Raw genomic sequence first — 13,623 nt, 5'->3', positions numbered from 1 at the left:
ACTAATTATTTAACTAAAAAGGGCAATTAAGCCCTTTTTAGTGATTACCAATGTTTCACATCACGATCTGCTTTTGTTACGGATGTAAACTTCGCTAGTAGCGGCAATAGTTTCTTTTTTAGGTCATCAATAAAGCTATAAATAACGGGTACAAATAATAAACTCAATATCGTAGAGCTTAATAACCCACCAATGACAGCAACAGCCATTGGTGCTCTAAAGCCTGCATCAGCACCTGTCGTTAATACTAATGGTATCATTCCTGCGATCATGGCAAATGTTGTCATAATAATAGGGCGGATCCGTTCTTGACCGGCTTCGACAATTGCTAATTCACGGCTTAAGCCTGAACGCTCTTTTTCTAAGATAAACTCGACTAATAATATTGAGTTTTTAGTCACGATCCCCATTAACATTAAAATACCGATAATCACCGGTAAATCAATCATGGCACCATATAACACTAAAGCAATAATCGCACCGCCAATGGAAAAGGGTAATGCAGCTAAAATAGTAATAGGCTGCATGAAATCCTTAAATAAAATAATTAAGATGGCAAAAACGAGTAAAATACTAAATAGCATTGTGGTACTGAAACGATTGAACATGTCATTCATATATTCCATATCGCCATATTCTAATTGAGTCACACTCGTTGGTAGAGCGTTGTATTCGGGTAATGCCATGACACTTTCTAACGCTTCACCCAAGGTTAATCCCTCTAAATTACCCTCAATTGACATTTTTCTGGAGCGATTGATACGGTCAATCTGTGATGGGCCATCGCTAAAATCAATATTTGCTATCGACTTTATAGGAATATTTTGTTGTTGGTTATTGCGTACATAAAGATTATTCAAAACGTTGACATCATCTTTCTGGTAATCGGGTAATATCACCTGTAAGGCTAATTGGCGTTCCGGTAAGTTAAATTTCGCACTTCGTGAATTAGCTTCTCCCATTGTAGCAACACGCAAAGTATTGGCGATTTCATCGACATTAACGGCGGTACGGCCAAGATCGCGAGTAATTGGTTTAACGATTAGCTCTTTACGCAATAATGGCTTAACCACGCGAACATTATTAATGCCTTTTATCTTAGCAATACTGTCACGCAATATATGCATTTGATGTTCTAGTTCTTGTGGGTCTGTACCTGTAAAGGTGAGTGAAAACTCTTTATTGCCATCACTATTACTGAAAGTGTAACGAGCGTCAGGGCTTTGCTGAAGTAAATGTGCAATCGAGTTTTCGAATTGTTTTTGTGACATTTCCCTTTCATCGGGTTCAGTTAACGTTAAAATTAATTGGCCTTTATGTTGAGCGATACCCTCAGCATCGTCGCTGATCCCTGCAATAGTGTAGATAGATTTAATCTCTTCTCGCTGGTGTAATAATGATGCCATATGAATAATAGCTTGCTGTGTTTCTTCGACAGGTGTACCTGGAGGTAATTCAACCTCAATTTGGCTAACGCTAATATCACCTTCAGGCATAAAACCAGCAGGTAAATAAGCGACTGTTGAAACAGAACCCACTAAGAACATCAGTGCCAATGAAAGTGCTAATTTACGGTGCTTTAAGGTAGCTAATAACAACTTTGTATAGTTCACAATCCATTGTGGTGTCGTGTGTTTTGTAATAGCTCTTTTGCTGGGTAATAGTAAATATGCAGCCATTAATGGCGTAACCAACCGAGCCACTAATAAAGAGGACAATACAGCGGCAGAAACCGTGATACCAAAGGGAACAAAATATTTACCGACGAAACCACCAATAAAGCTAACCGGTAAAAATACGGCAACAATCGTTAATGTAATAGCAACAATGGCAAAACCAATCGCATCTGAGGCTTTTAATGCCGCTAAATAAGGGCGTTCTCCGCGCTCAATGTATTTTTGAATATTTTCAATTTCAACAATAGCATCATCGACTAAAATACCAATCACTAACGTTAAAGCTAACAAGGTAATACTATTTAATGTATAACCAAATAGCGCCAGTATAAAAAAGGTTGGTAATATTGATAGAGGCAGAGCCACTGCGGCCACTAAGGTGGCTCGCCAACTCTTTAAAAAGAAGAAAACGATGATGACCGTTAAGAATGCACCTTCTAATAGCGTTTGGATAGTTAAATGATAACTGGATTCGGTATATTTGACGGTTGAAGAAACCAGCTGAATATCAATATCAGGATGTTTTTGTTTTAACTCTGCAATTGCGTTATCTACACCTGCTGCGACTACGGTATCACTCGAATCTTTAGCACGAAAAACCGCAAAACCAACTACATCGGCCCCATTTAATTGGGAAAAAGTTTTCGAGGTTTTTTGTCCATGATAAATGGTTGCAATGTCATCAAGTTTAATCCATTGTTGTTCACCAACAGGTAACTGAATATTTTTGATTTCATCGATATTATTCTTTTCGCCTAGCACACGGATAGTGTGTTGTAATGCGTTATATTTAGATGAGCCACCGGCTGAATTTTGATGCACACCGCGCAGTAATTCATTAAGGCTGACAATTGAAAGCTGTAATGCAGCAAGTTTATTTGCATCAGGTTCAACACGTATAACACTTTCTGCACCACCTAAACGGCTAACTTTTTGTACGCCGGGGATCATAATAAGTTGTTTGCTAATCGTATCATCAACAAACCAAGACAAATCGGCAATTGATTGATTATCTGATGCAACGGCATAACGTAAAATTGCCCCTCCTTCGACATCAATACGATTAATTAACGGTTCATCGATAGTTTGTGGTAAATCACTTCTAATTTGCGAAATTTGTTCGCGAATATCGTTGGTCGCAATATATGAATCAATATTTAAATCAAATTCAACGGTAGTGGTTGAAACACCTTCAGTAATAGTAGATGAAATATGACGAATACCTGGAATACCAGAAACGGCACGTTCAACTTGTTTGGTAACCGCATTTTCAAGTTCGGTGGGTGATGAGCCATCTTGAGTAACGGTTACGGTGACAATTGGAAAGTTAATGACAGGATTTGCAGTCACGGGTAAATTAATAAATGAAAATATACCTGCGATGGTCAGCGCCAAAAAAATGACAATAGTCGGGATAGGGCGAGTTATCGCCCAAGACGATAGCTGTAATTTCATGGCTTAGCCCTTACTGGTGTAACCGTATCATTCTCTGTTAAAAACGCTTGCGCATTGGTCACAACATCAAGGTCAGCGAGTAATGGTGAAAGGATTTCAATATCTCCAGCCTGTATTCTACCAACAGTGACTTTCTGCGATTTCACGACATTGTTATCGACAGTGAAAATAATCCGTTCGCCATTATCAAGCGTTCTAATCGCACTGTAAGGCAAAGTAGTTTGCATTTTTGCTGCATTACTGACCGTCATTACACCTGACTCACCAATTTGAATATGTGATTTGTCGGAGTCTAATGAAACACGTATTTTCCCTAGCTGCGATATACTGTCTAATTTAGGTGAGATATAGCGTATTTTCCCTGAAAACTGCTGTTTATCTGAGGTTGTTAATACAATTGTCTCAACTGACGATAAGCGTTTTAACTCTGAGGCATGCGCCAGTGCTTCAAATTCTATGTCATCGTTTTCAATGATTTTAAATAGCAATTGATTATCAGATAACATACCGCGTATCGCATGGCGTTCACTGATCACCCCCGCGACAGGAGCAATAATTCGCGATTTATCTTGCTGGCTCTGTTCTTTCATAAGCTGTGCCTGCAATTGACGTAATTCTGCTTTGCTAGCTTCAAGCATAGCCGATTGGGCTAATGCTTCTGATTTGGCTTTTTCAAAATCATTAGCTGAAATAACACCAGAGCGTGCCAAGGGTTTTAAGCGAGCAAGTTCTTTTTGTGACTGTTCTGATAAGGCTTTTTGCTGCCTAATATAAGCACTTGCTTTTTCAGTCTCTGCTTGCAATTGTTTGACCGCGGCGCTTTGCACTGGTGACTCTAAAGTTGCAAGTAATTGACCTTTTTCAACCGATTCACCTTCTTCAACAAACACATCAATGACCATTTGTTGCTGTAGTGGTGAACCAATTGCTATTTCATTTTTTGCCACAAATTTACCAGGCAAAGAAAGTGTGTCTACATATTGAGTTTTTTGTGGTTGAGTGACACTCAAACGCATATTTTCTGCATTAGATATTGGTGAAATAAATAAAAAAAATAGTAAAGATGAAGTAGTAATAAAACGTCTCATAAATACATATGTTCCCTGAGTAGCATTGCCGGTAACATAATGAAACGTAGTGCTGATTACCATAAACCAAAGTTAAACCTTAATTTTTCGTTAAGCTTGTGAAGTCAGAAAAGAAAAGTAATTTACGCTTGAGTTATAGTGCTAAACATTATGATAAGTTTCAGGTGAATTATAACTTTCTAATAGGTGGCTAACGTATGGATCCTCTACATAGCATTATTGTCACGTTGTTCTTGTTTATATTGACATTTCTTAACCCTGGAGCGAATTTGTTTGTCGTTGTACAAACCACATTGAGTTCGGGGAAGCGGGCAGGTTTAACGTGTGGCTATGGGGTTGTGTTAGGTAATGCCATTTATTCAGGATTAGGGCTATTTGGCTTAGTGGCTTTAATGACACAATTTGGTGAATTCTTTTCTATTATTAAAATTTTAGGTGGGGCTTATTTACTTTATTATGCTATCTCGACTTTTCGTAATAAAACACAGCTCAATTTAAATACAGATAGCGAAATCGAAAAATTGCACACTATTATTTATTTTAGGCGAGGGTTAATTTCTGATTTATCGAACCCACAAACTATTCTGTTTTTTATCAGTATTTTTTCAACAACGCTAAATGCAGATACCCCACTGTGGGCAAAAATCGTGATCTGGTTAGGTATTGTGACGGCGTCACTTATTTGGCGCATTATTTTGTGCCAAACCTTTTCTTTATCATCAGTAAGGTGAACCTACTCACGGATCCATAAAATCGTTGGGAAAGTAGTAGGGGTGATACTTGGGGGATTGGCCTCAAGATTAATTATCCAAGGTATAGATGAGCTGATTTATCGCAAAATATGATCATGACTATAGATGGCGTAGTCTTTAGTTTATTATTGGTAGCGGGTGTTGTGGGAGTGTAACCGCTATATGCATGTTTATCTCTATTATTCATAAGGGTATCATATTTAAATATCTTAATTCTTATGGGGTCATTATGTCTTTTTCTAAATCAGTGCTGGCATTAACAATTATTGCTACTTCTTTTTCCAGCTATGCCCTCAAAGAGGCATCTTTAATGATTGTTGATGGAACCGTTCTCACCATGGATCCTCAAAATAAGGTGATTGAAAATGGCACTGTGGTGATAAAGGATAATAAAATAATTGCCGTAGGTGGCGCTGAGCTAGCTAAGGAATACCAAGCCACAGATGTATTGAATGTTGATGGCGATATTGTTATGCCTGGTTTAATCAATACCCATACTCATGCCTCAATGACCGTGTTTCGTTCATTGGCAGATGATGTGCCTGATCGTCTTCACCGCTATATCTTCCCACTTGAAAATAAAATGGTGTCACGTGATATGGTACGGATTGGGGCGAACTTGGGTAACGTAGAAATGGTGAAAGGCGGCGTTACTACTTATGTTGATATGTATTATTTTGAAGATGAAGTCGCTAAATCTGTCGACAAAATGGGGAATAGAGCAGTTCTTGGTGAATCAGTGATCCAATTTCCTGTTGCGGATGCACAAAATGCAGATGAAGGTATTGCTTATGCTATGAACTTTATTAATCAATATAAAGATCATCCGCGCATTACACCTGCATTCGCGCCCCATGCCCCATATACCAATTCTACGGAGCATCTACAGAAAATAGCCAAGCTTTCGCAACAACTTGATGTTCCCGTCACAATCCATTTAGCTGAAACTGACCGTGAACAAGCGGAAATAGCTAAGCGTACGGGAGGGAAAAGTCCTGTTCAATATATGGCTGATATCGGTGCATTAAATAATAAAGTGATCGCAGCTCATGCCATTATGGTTGATGACAAAGACATTGATTTATTGAAGCAATATGATGTTGGCGTAGCCCATAATATCAGTGCAAATACTAAATCGGCGAAAGGTGTTGCCCCAGTGACAAAAATGCTAGAAAAGGGCGTTCGTGTTGGTCTTGGTACTGATGGCCCTATGTCGAGCAATACCTTAACCACCATGAACGAGTTAGGCTTAGTCGGGAAAATTCATAAATTAGAGAATAAAGATCGTTCTGCCATGCCTCCATTGACGGTCGTTAAAATGGCGACTATGGGATCAGCTCAAGCATTGCATATGGAAGATAAACTTGGTTCTTTGGAGGTGGGTAAGTTAGCCGATATTATTGTTGTTGATACTAAAGCCCCCAATATGGTTCCAATGTATAGTCCATATGCCGCATTAGTATATGGGGCAAATGGCGGAGATGTCCGTCATACTATCGTTGATGGCAAAGTATTAATGAAAGATCGCCAATTACTAACCGTTGATGAAAAAGCGATTATCAAAGAAGCCCAAAAATTCGCACAACAAGTGCGTGAAACAGTGATAGCCAGCGGTGAAGCTGTTAAGTAACACTAACCAATAGCAACGCTGATACCATCATTGTTGTTATGGTATCAGCTCTATTGATATTCTTCATAGTCAGCATGGTTTGTTCAGTGTTATATTATTATCTCCTACGCGATGACCGAGGTGATAAAATGAAGATGTTAACGCTACAAGAGATGACCGAAGCGCAGTTATTTAGAGTAAAAACACGCTTAGGTCAGGAAAGAAAAAAATTGGGGCGTGAATTAACGAATGCGGAACACAGTAGGGTAAAGACGGCAATAGTCACTGAAATATCTAAAGAAGTTGAGTTAGCCGCTAAAAAAGCCAGAGCACAAAAGAAAAAAGATAAATTAGTTTCTAGTGATGAAACATTCAGTTGGTCATCTAATAACCATCGTCGAGGCCTTCGTTAAATCATAGATTAATTACACGTTAGCGCATTTATTTCTGCCCGATACAGAGTCCTTAACGTGGATTCTGTATGTCTAGTTGATTCAAAAACTCCCCTTTATTCCCTTTTTTTAGCAGCTTAGCAACGAACACAGTTTCGCTATCTATCTATTTGACTCTCCATATGATTGCAATTACAATCATTGCAAATGCGATTATATTTCAGGCTAGAGTATGTTAACCCAATATTTTAAGATGCCTTCGACAACAGTTAAAACAAGGCAAGCTGTGCAAGCCTGTAATCGACAACAAAATGTTCAAAACCCGTTAGTCAAATCACATATAGAACGGTGCTTTGGAAAAGAGGATTGGCCGGTTATTGCTGTGACTGATTACAACTATTTAATTGCTAGCCAAATCAAGCCGTTTGTTACTGCTAAGTTCACCGCAATCGGTTCAGATCCACAAATACATGGAGAAGCGAGTTATCCTCAGCCTGAATGGATCGCATTATGTGCATTAAAAAGATTAGTTGAACAGCAAAAACTGTCTACCGATATATTAGAAAATGCAATCCATCTCTTAGGTATCGAAAATAATTAATCTCTAACTTCTCTTGCTGAGGCATCTAAAGCTTCAGCAAAGCGAGTGATTTCGTCTGCACTAAACTGACTAATAAAATGCTCCTTGATCACAGTTTGGTAAACTGCCCACATTTCTTTTCTAAGGGCTTTTCCTTTTTCAGTAATAGTAGCAAAGGCAGCTCTGCGGTCATCATCTGAACGTGATCTAACTACCAATTGCTCTTTTTCAAGGCGGTCAATAAGTCGAGTTAAGTTATACCGTTCAATTATAACCATGTCAGCGAGCTCATGCATACGCCGAGTTCCATCTTTACCGCTCTCTAAGCCCCAAAGCACATCATACCATGCATATATCGGGAGCTTTGCTTCAGCTAATTTCGCTTCAATTTTTCTAATAATTAACTTATGGGCTCTTACGAAAGAAAACCATAAATCAGGTTTTTTGCTCATCACTATCCGCCATTTATTAAGTCCCGGAAAAAGTTGCAATTGCAATTATAAAAGGATACAGTCACTTTTACCATGATTGCAATTGCAACTATAGCAATTGCAATTGTATGTGGGCGTATTACCTACGATAGAAAGAAAATATTTGGAGAAATTATGTCCTCACCTGCAATAAAAAATGATCTAGATCCATTGGAAACTGCCGAGTGGATAGAAGCTTTTAATGATGTGACTGTACTGGATGGCCTTGAGCGAGCACATTTTTTGCTCGAAAAAATGACCGAGGCAGATCAACTGGTTTATGGCGATTATCATACCGTAGTGACTACGCCTTACGTTAATTCAATACCTGTAGATAAACAGCCTAGGTAGTGGTGAACGTACTCAATCAACGACGACCGCTTTTGTCAATATCCTCAATGTATTATTAAAAGATAAAAACCTTGGCGAATTAATTGTGCCTATTGTACCTGATGAATCAAGAACCTTTGGGATGGAAGGATTGTTTAGACAAATAGGGATCCATTCATGGATAGGGCAGCTGTATACTCCGCAAGATGCAGGCCAATTAAGTTATTACAAAGAAGCTAAAGATGGGCAGATCCTTCAAGAAGGAATTAATGAATCAGGCGCTATATCAACATGGATTGCAGCAGGTACTTCATATAGCAATCATGATGTGCCAACAATTCCGTTTTATATTTTCTACTCCATGTTTGGTTTACAGCGTGTTGGTGACTTAGCGTGGGCAGCAGCCGACGCAAGGACAAAAGGCTTCTTGCTGGGTGCGACCTCTGGGCGAACAACTTTAATGGGAGAAGGATTACAACATGATTATGGGCACAGCCATGTATTATCATCAGTGATCCCTAGTTGTATTTCATACGATCCATCTTATGCCTATGAACTCGCTGTTATTATTCGTAATGGCATGTATCGCATGTACACATTGCAAGAAGATATCTATTATTACATCACCTTATTAAATGAAAATTATCAACAACCTGCGATGCCTGAAGGCGTTGAAAATGGTATTTTACGAGGGGCCTATTTGCTGAAATTCACAGCGCAGTCTATGGATAGTGAAAAGCGTGTGCAGCTGATATCCAGTGGATCAATAATGAATGAAACCTTAGCGGCCGCAGATATATTGCTGGCGGACTTTGCTATTGAGAGCAATATTTGGAGTGCAACGAGCTTAACCGAATTAAGACGTGATGGCATGGCAACGGAACGTTGGAATATGCTTCACCCAGAAGAGGAGCCGAGAAAAAGCTATATTGAGCAATTGATGGCACCACACTCAGGACCTGTCGTCGTTGCAACAGACTATATGAAAATAGTCGGTGACCAAATAAGGCCATATTTGCCTGAACGTAAGTTTATTTCATTAGGTACAGATGGTTTTGGACGTTCAGATACTCGTGAAGCTTTGCGTGAATTATTTGAAGTTGATCGTCATTTCATTGCTATTGCGGCACTGAAGCTATTAGCCGATGATAATATCATTCCAAGAACTGAAGTTCAGCGGGCGATTCAATTGTATGGTATTGATCCTGAAAAAGTGGCTCCCGCAGAGGTAAACTAATTTGATAGCAGATAACCCACGATTGGTGGGTTATCTTTTTCGTATAAAGACAAAAAAATTTTTGATTTTTAACGTACATATCATAATTATTATTTAATAAAGCGATTTGTTTTTTAGGTTTTACACTAATGTGTGGTTAGCCATTCAAATACTTCTGAATAAGTTCCCCGAAAAGCTATTCTTTCCTGTTTTTTATCTAATTGATAATTGTACATAGGATCATAGTATTCGTTTAACAAAGGACATAACCAAGTAAAGTGGGCTTCTGTGGAGCCTGTTTTTTTCTGCTCAATTAAGGCTATGTCTAATAAGGCTGTTAGCTCTAACGCACGTTGAGAACCTAAGCGACGGCGTATCGCAGATAAGCCATGATGCAAATATTCACTATAGGCTAACCAGCCTTGTTCCTCACCATAACAGCGTAAAAAATCGCGGGTCATACTATCAAAATACTCCTGTTTTAACCGCTGTAACCGCTGCTCGAAAGGATCACTAACAACAACTAATGAAGCTGTAGCCATTTTATGACGTAATGGTTCAGGTAAACTGTTTGCTCCGATCGCCTTGCTTTCGTCTTCGAATATCCAACGTGCAGTATGTGAAGATTTTTTCAGTAATTGAACGCCCAAATAGTTTTCAAATGTTGCTTGTGGAAACTGAGGCTGTAAAGTTCGACCAAACGATGAACCTCTATGATGTGCAATACCTTCAAGATCAATACCATCAGGTAATTCACGTACTAACATCGTTTTACCATTACCCGTACATCCACCAACTAAAACAGTAGGCCGCTGTAATAACTCTTCGGTCGATTCAATGATTGTTTGTCTTATTGCTTTATAGCCTCCACTCACGAGTGGATAATCGATACCCGTTTCATGAAGCCATTGTTGAACAATGTGTGAACGCATTCCACCACGAGCACAGCAAATATAGCCTTGAGGGTTTTTAATACATGCATCGCGCCAAGCAGCTATTCGCCTATCACGAATTTCACCGCTCACTAATTGATGACCAAGTTCAACGGCTTTCTGAGATCCTTGTTGCTTATAACATGTGCCTACCGCTGAACGTTCTTCATCACTCATTAATGGTAAATTATAAGCTGCGGGCATTGAACCTTGATTAAATTCAATCGGTGCTCGAACATCAATTAGCGGAGTATCTGTGGCTAATATCTCTCGGATATTTTGTTGTGAATGTATTAATTCCATAAATAAAACTATAGTTAATCAAAATTAAACCAGAGGTCACTATACGCCTGTATGGCGATTATGGCACGTAATGATCCGTATTTTGTATTGCAATTAAATGCTTACACTGCGCCTTTATCGCTAAAATACAACATGTAATGGCGGTTTTGTTTGAAGCATCGAATACTTCGCCCGTTAAATAGGTTTGTTTCGCGGCCATAATCAGTTGCTGATGTAAAGGTTCTGAAATTCTCTCAATTAACCAATCGGCAGCTACCGATTTGGACTCAATTTCACCAGTAGTGAGCGTATACATAATGCGCGCTAAAGCAAGAATGATATTACATTCGTCATTCTCCCAATCAGCAGGGGCGTTCCATTGGTCTAACGTCGATATAAAGGCTTGAGCGAGATCTTCGCGAGGAATGGCTGGAAAATTTATCGTTGCTTCATCACCAAATAGAACAATATTATGTCGCCGAATTTTAGTGATTAAAATCGCAATATCTGGGTCAATTTGAGGTGCTTCATAAATCCCCGCGTTAATATCATCACGCAGCCATTCGCCAAATTGCAATTCACGTTTAGGCGGATAATGCCAGTGCTTGATGGTGTCATTGAGTAATATGGTAATCTCTAATGCTCTATATTGTGGATCCGCTCCGGGCCAGGCCGAAATGTTCAGAAATTGCGTCATTAAATTTTTACGCTGTTGTTCTGAAAGAGGGGCATTTACAGTCACCAATAAATCGATATCACTTAATGGTTTTAATCCTCCAAGTAGAGCTGAGCCATATAAATGAATACTGTTAAGCTGTTTTCCAATGTTTTGTTGAATAATTTCACAAGCTGCTTTCACTTGCTCACGAATATCATTATCAATATTTTCAAAAATCACATTTCACCCATGTATTTGTTTTTAATATAATATACTGAAAAATATATAAGATATATCCAATCTTTCTATAAAACACACTTGCATTAGACTGGTCGGTCTATTATGGTATCCATATGAACAGAAAAACTGAACATGACACCCGTGAACACCTTTTAACCACTGGCGAACGCCTTTGCCTCCACCTTGGTTTTACTGGGATGGGGCTAAGTGAATTGTTAAAAACCGCTGAAGTACCTAAAGGGTCATTCTACCATTATTTTCGCTCAAAAGAGGCATTTGGCGTTGCTATGCTTGAACGCTATTATGCAGGTTATTTGCAAGACTTATCTGACCACTTTGAGCATGGGAAAGGGAACTATCGGGAGCGTTTTCTGACTTATTATGGAAATGTTTTAAACAATACTTGTTTGCTAGAACATGTAAAGGGTTGCCTAACCGTTAAATTGTCAGCTGAAGTCTGCGATTTATCAGAAGACATGAATGCAGCGATGAATAATGGGGTTAGCCAAGTAATCGCATTGTTAGCTCAGGCCTTAGAAAATGGCCGAGAAGAAAAGTCGCTTTCTTTTCAGGGAGATCCATTTTCAACCGCACAAGTATTTTATTCATTATGGCTTGGAGCAAATTTACAAGCCAAAATTTTACGTAGTGATGCGCCGGTAAAAAGCGCCATTTCACATATCGAAAAATTAATCACAGCGCCTGAAAGTGAATAGGCGTTTTTATTTTCCTAGTTACTAGTCGACCGGTCTAATTTTCGGAGGTTAAATGTTACAAGAAAAACTATTTACACCCATTAAGATAGGTACATTCACTGCGCCCAATCGTATATTTATGGCTCCACTGACTCGATTACGTAGTATTGAACCTGGTGATATCCCAACTCCGTTGATGGCCGAATATTATCAGCAAAGAGCAACTGCTGGATTAATTATCACTGAGGCAACACAAATTTCAGCGCAAGCTAAAGGCTATGCAGGGGCTCCGGGAATTTATAGTGCCGAACAAATCACAGCATGGAAAAAAATCACTTCAGATGTTCATAAAGCAGGAGGGCATATTGCTGTACAGTTATGGCATACAGGACGTATCTCACATACCAGTGTACAACCTAACGGGCAAGTGCCTGTCGCACCTTCAGCAATTAATTCAGGTACACGAACCTCATTGCGTGATGAGAATGGTAATATTACCCGTGTTGATACATCGACACCACGTGCTTTAGAACTATCTGAAATTCCGGGTATTGTTAATGATTTCCGTAAAGCTGTAGCTAATGCAAATGAAGCGGGCTTTGATATGATTGAATTACATGCAGCACACGGATATTTGCTACATCAATTTTTATCACCATCAGCAAACCATAGAACAGATCAGTATGGTGGAAGTAGAGAAAACCGTGCACGTTTTCTTTTAGAGGTGGTGGATGCAGTTTGTGATGAATTGGGTTCAGAACGTATCGGTATCCGTATTTCCCCAATTGGCTCTTTTCAAAATACCGATAATGGACCAAATGAAGTAGAAGATGCGCTCTATTTAATTGAAGAACTTGAAAAACGTAAGATAGCCTACATCCACATGTCTGAACCTGATTGGGCTGGAGGGAAACCTTACACCGAGGATTTTCGTCAAAAAGTTCGTGAACGTTTCAGTGGAGTGATTATTGGCGCGGGAGCTTACACCACAGAAAAAGCAGCCTCATTGATAGGAAAAGGCTTAATTGATGCAGTTGCATTTGGCCGCGATTTTATTGCGAATCCAGATTTAGTTGCTAGGCTTCAGCAGAACGCTGAGCTTAATCCACAGCGCCCTGAAAGTTTCTACGGTGGAGGCGCAGAAGGTTATACTGACTATCCATTTCTTTTATAACAATTCGTTATTGATAAAATAATATATTAAATAAAAAAATCCGATATTAATTCAATATCGGATTTTTTATTATT

General features: G+C 39.1%; 12 protein-coding genes and 1 pseudogene. 8 read left to right on the top strand and 5 right to left on the bottom strand.

Going from position 1 to position 13,623, the window contains the following annotated elements:
* Positions 1-44 precede the first annotated feature (44 nt).
* Entirely contained in the window at positions 45-3,131 is a 3,087-nt protein-coding gene (locus tag SC428_RS01655; protein WP_318705706.1) for an efflux RND transporter permease subunit, read from the bottom strand.
* Positions 3,128-4,219: an efflux RND transporter periplasmic adaptor subunit gene (locus SC428_RS01650; RefSeq protein ID WP_070928012.1), complete on the bottom strand. Its 1,092-nt coding sequence runs from the start codon at positions 4,217-4,219 to the stop codon at positions 3,128-3,130. Before SC428_RS01650 ends, SC428_RS01655 begins: the two co-directional genes overlap by 4 nt.
* A 197-nt stretch (positions 4,220-4,416) precedes the next feature.
* Here SC428_RS01650 and SC428_RS01645 point away from each other — a divergent pair.
* The 4 genes and pseudogenes from SC428_RS01645 to SC428_RS01630 all read left to right on the top strand — a co-directional run bounded on the left by SC428_RS01645 (position 4,417) and on the right by SC428_RS01630 (position 7,573).
* Positions 4,417-5,064 (top strand): annotated as a pseudogene (locus tag SC428_RS01645) (LysE family transporter).
* Between the two features lie 136 nt (positions 5,065-5,200).
* Positions 5,201-6,601 (top strand): amidohydrolase, encoded by a 1,401-nt coding sequence (locus SC428_RS01640; protein WP_318705705.1) that lies wholly within the window; start codon positions 5,201-5,203, stop codon positions 6,599-6,601.
* A gap of 128 nt (positions 6,602-6,729) precedes the next feature.
* Positions 6,730-6,993, top strand: coding sequence for a DUF3811 domain-containing protein (locus SC428_RS01635; RefSeq protein WP_070928017.1), 264 nt, complete (start codon positions 6,730-6,732; stop codon positions 6,991-6,993).
* A 211-nt stretch (positions 6,994-7,204) separates the two neighbouring features.
* Positions 7,205-7,573 carry a hypothetical protein gene (locus SC428_RS01630; protein ID WP_318705704.1) on the top strand — a complete coding sequence of 123 codons (369 nt, stop codon included), beginning with the start codon at positions 7,205-7,207 and terminating at the stop codon, positions 7,571-7,573.
* Here the strand turns inward: SC428_RS01630 and SC428_RS01625 are convergent.
* The gene (locus SC428_RS01625) at positions 7,570-8,004 is read right to left on the bottom strand and encodes a MarR family winged helix-turn-helix transcriptional regulator (RefSeq protein WP_318705703.1); all 435 of its coding nucleotides are present in this window, start codon (positions 8,002-8,004) and stop codon (positions 7,570-7,572) included. The two genes, SC428_RS01630 and SC428_RS01625, sit on opposite strands and share 4 nt — an antisense overlap.
* Positions 8,005-8,157: 153 nt before the next feature.
* On the opposite strand from SC428_RS01625, the gene SC428_RS01620 reads away from it, so the two are divergent.
* Together SC428_RS01620 and SC428_RS01615 are read left to right on the top strand one after the other, a co-directional pair.
* Complete coding sequence (locus tag SC428_RS01620; protein ID WP_318705702.1) at positions 8,158-8,373, top strand: hypothetical protein; 216 nt, start codon at positions 8,158-8,160, stop codon at positions 8,371-8,373.
* Positions 8,357-9,589 carry a transketolase-like TK C-terminal-containing protein gene (locus SC428_RS01615; protein ID WP_318705790.1) on the top strand — a complete coding sequence of 411 codons (1,233 nt, stop codon included), beginning with the start codon at positions 8,357-8,359 and terminating at the stop codon, positions 9,587-9,589. Before SC428_RS01620 ends, SC428_RS01615 begins: the two co-directional genes overlap by 17 nt.
* Positions 9,590-9,714: 125 nt before the next feature.
* Here SC428_RS01615 and mnmH read toward each other — a convergent pair whose 3' ends face one another.
* Positions 9,715-10,803 carry a tRNA 2-selenouridine(34) synthase MnmH gene (mnmH, locus tag SC428_RS01610; RefSeq protein WP_318705701.1) on the bottom strand — a complete coding sequence of 363 codons (1,089 nt, stop codon included), beginning with the start codon at positions 10,801-10,803 and terminating at the stop codon, positions 9,715-9,717.
* A gap of 58 nt (positions 10,804-10,861) precedes the next feature.
* Positions 10,862-11,680, bottom strand: coding sequence for an aminoglycoside adenylyltransferase family protein (locus tag SC428_RS01605; RefSeq protein ID WP_081335944.1), 819 nt, complete (start codon positions 11,678-11,680; stop codon positions 10,862-10,864).
* A 113-nt stretch (positions 11,681-11,793) separates the two neighbouring features.
* Between SC428_RS01605 and SC428_RS01600 the strand changes: the two genes are divergently transcribed.
* A complete protein-coding gene (locus SC428_RS01600) occupies positions 11,794-12,396 on the top strand; it encodes a TetR/AcrR family transcriptional regulator (RefSeq protein ID WP_070928027.1) in 603 nt (200 codons plus the stop codon).
* A gap of 52 nt (positions 12,397-12,448) precedes the next feature.
* Entirely contained in the window at positions 12,449-13,549 is a 1,101-nt protein-coding gene (locus SC428_RS01595; RefSeq protein ID WP_318705700.1) for an alkene reductase, read from the top strand.
* Positions 13,550-13,623: the final 74 nt, after the last annotated feature.

Origin of the sequence: Providencia sp. 2023EL-00965 (genome assembly GCF_033550225.1) — a bacterium.
In the GTDB taxonomy this organism is placed as follows: Bacteria; Pseudomonadota; Gammaproteobacteria; order Enterobacterales; family Enterobacteriaceae; genus Providencia; species Providencia manganoxydans.
The sequence above is the reverse complement of the archived record's forward strand: the minus strand, read 5'-3'. Positions and strand labels throughout refer to the sequence as shown.